A 2,558-nucleotide genomic window follows, 5' to 3' on the forward strand; every position below is an offset into this window, starting at 1 on the left:
GTAAGCAACTGGTGAAGTGCGTATAGTGAATTTATTTCAAGAGCGGTAACTTCGCGCCAAAAAGGAAAGATGCTTACACGAGAAGGAATCGCAGAGATAGTTCAATACTGCAAGGAGCATGGAGTCACATACAAGAGCCGACTGAAAGAAATCGGGATATCCGAGTGGCGGTTCTATGAAAGCAAACGCAAATACGCCGAGGCTCAGGCCAGTGAACGTGAATCAGGAGAGTTCCTTCAGCTGGTGCGTGGAAATGACAGTTTTCCGGAACCTGTGCTGACAAACAGGAAAGCAGGCAGAGGCAGAAAGCCAGTATACGAGTCCGGTCCGATGAGCATAGAGATGCGCACGCAAACAGGGACGGTATTGCGGATCCAGGGCAATCTGGACGCGACGATGATACAGGCAATAATCCAGGCGTCGTCGAGTCATGTTTAGCCTGAATGACAGCATGAGGTACTGGCTATATAACCGGCCTACTGACATGCGGAAGAGCTACTACACCCTGAGTGGAATAGTGACTAATGAGCTGGGGTGTGACCCGTGTAACGGTGATGTCTATATCTTCATGAATAAGTCGCGGAACAGGATAAAGCTTCTTCATTGGGAGCCGGGCGGTCTTGTGCTGTACTGCAAGCTTCTTGAATCGGGGACCTTCGGCATGCCCTCCGGTCTGGAGAAGGATGCCGTCAGCGGGAGGATAGAATGGAGCGAACTGGTCATGATAGTCGAGGGCATAATCGAACAGCCGGATTGTCGCAGACAGCGACTGGAGAATCTGAAGAAACTACGTAGATAAGTGAATGAAAAAGTGCCACAGACTTGCGTATATGGCACTTTTTTCGTATCTTCAAGTATTGAAAACAGAGGATGAAACAAGTAGTTATGACAGTCGAGGAACAGCTGGCGGCAGCACTTGCACAGGTGGAAAATCTCCGTATGACCATTGCTGAAAAGGACTGCATAATCCAGGATCTCCAGAACAAGCTTCTGTGGCTCCGCAAGAAAGTCTTCGGTCAGATGAGCGAGAAGGCACTTCCCGTAGATCCCTCCCAGCTGTCGCTGTTCGATGAGAAACATCTCACCGACGAGGAACGTGCTCAGCTTGACAGGGAGGTCGAAGAAGCGGAAAAGACCATCACAAAAACGATAACTGTAAAAACCAAGCCCTCGCGCAGGCCTCTGGAGATCACCGGCCTTCCGGAGAAGGTCGTCCACATCTATCCCGATGGTGTCCTCGACGGAAACGGCCACCTCAGGGATGAATATGTAGAGATAGGGACAGATGAATCCTCCCGTCTTGAGAAGAGGCCGGCAGAGGTATACATCCACAAGGCTGTCTTCCATAAGGTCATCCTCAAATCCGATATAGAGACAAAGCTCCCGGAAGACAGGAAGATACTCTCACCGGAACGTCCTCTCTCCCCGGTAGCCAGGTGTATGGCAGGGGCATCGGTCCTGGCCGATATCATAGTGGGAAAGTTCGTCTACCACCTTCCGTTCTACCGCCTGATACAGCAATACAGGGAGTCCGGGATAACGATAAGTGACTCCACGATGGGAGGATGGTATGAAGCTGCAGTGGAGAAACTCAAGCTTCTGTACGACATCCTGCGGCGTCAGATCCTCTCAAGCGAATACATCCAGATCGACGAGAGCGTGATACCGGTAATCGACAACGAAAAGCATAAGGCCAGAAAGGGTTACGAGTGGTGCGTCAGGGACGCGGTCACGGGGGATGTCATGTTCTACTATGACAGGGGCAGCCGAGGCCATCACGTTGCCCGGGAAATCCTGGGTGGATACCGGGGGAACGTACAATGCGACGGCTATGAGGCATATGACCAGTTTGAAAAGATGCCCGGGATAACCGTGCACGGCTGCTGGGCGCATGTCCGGAGGAAGTTCGTCGACTCGCTGAAAGAGAACGAACGGCTTGCCATGGAGGGCATACTCTTTATAAGAAAACTGTACAAGGTGGAGAGCGATGCGGACGATAAAGGCCTGAGCGCGGAAGAGCGTATGGAACAACGCCGGAAGATATCCTATCCCACAATCCTGATGTTCGAGAAGTGGATCGAGGAAACCTATGCAAAGGTTCTTCCCAAGAGCAGGCTTGGAGAAGCCCTTGCCTATGCCTACAGTCTTCTTCCACGGCTGTCGCGCTATGTGAATGACGGCAGGATCAACATCGACAACAACCTCATCGAGAATGCCATCAGGCCGCTGGCACTCGGTAGAAAGAACTATCTCTTCTGCGGCAACGACGCCTCTGCATATCGGGCAGCCATCGTATACTCCCTCATAGGCACCTGTAAGGCCGCAGGGGTTGACCCGAGGACATGGATGGAGAATGTCCTCAATAAACTGCCTTACTGGCAGCGCGACGGCAAGGACCTCGCAGGACTACTGCCCAGAGCCTGGGCAAAGGAAAACCAAATCACTCCCAAGTAGTACAAACTAGGTCCGACTTGAGCCAACTTTATACAAGTTGGACCTAGTCGGACCTAATAGTAATATTCTCTGTCAAATCAATACGGTATTCACCGGTTGCTTAC

The 2,558-nt window shown here is 51.6% G+C and carries 2 protein-coding genes; both read left to right on the forward strand.

The window, feature by feature from the left end; translation table 11 throughout:
• Window positions 1–451: 451 nt before the first annotated feature.
• Window positions 452–799 carry an IS66 family insertion sequence element accessory protein TnpB gene (gene tnpB, locus B5E60_RS13520; protein WP_262481291.1) on the forward strand — a complete coding sequence of 116 codons (348 nt, stop codon included), beginning with the start codon at window positions 452–454 and terminating at the stop codon, window positions 797–799.
• An 86-nt stretch (window positions 800–885) separates the two neighbouring features.
• Window positions 886–2,454 carry an IS66 family transposase gene (tnpC, locus tag B5E60_RS13525; RefSeq protein ID WP_204246487.1) on the forward strand — a complete coding sequence of 523 codons (1,569 nt, stop codon included), beginning with the start codon at window positions 886–888 and terminating at the stop codon, window positions 2,452–2,454.
• The last annotated feature ends 104 nt before the right edge of the window (window positions 2,455–2,558 follow it).

Source organism: Alistipes sp. An116, from assembly GCF_002161005.1.
GTDB classification, from domain to species: domain Bacteria; phylum Bacteroidota; class Bacteroidia; order Bacteroidales; family Rikenellaceae; genus Alistipes; species Alistipes megaguti.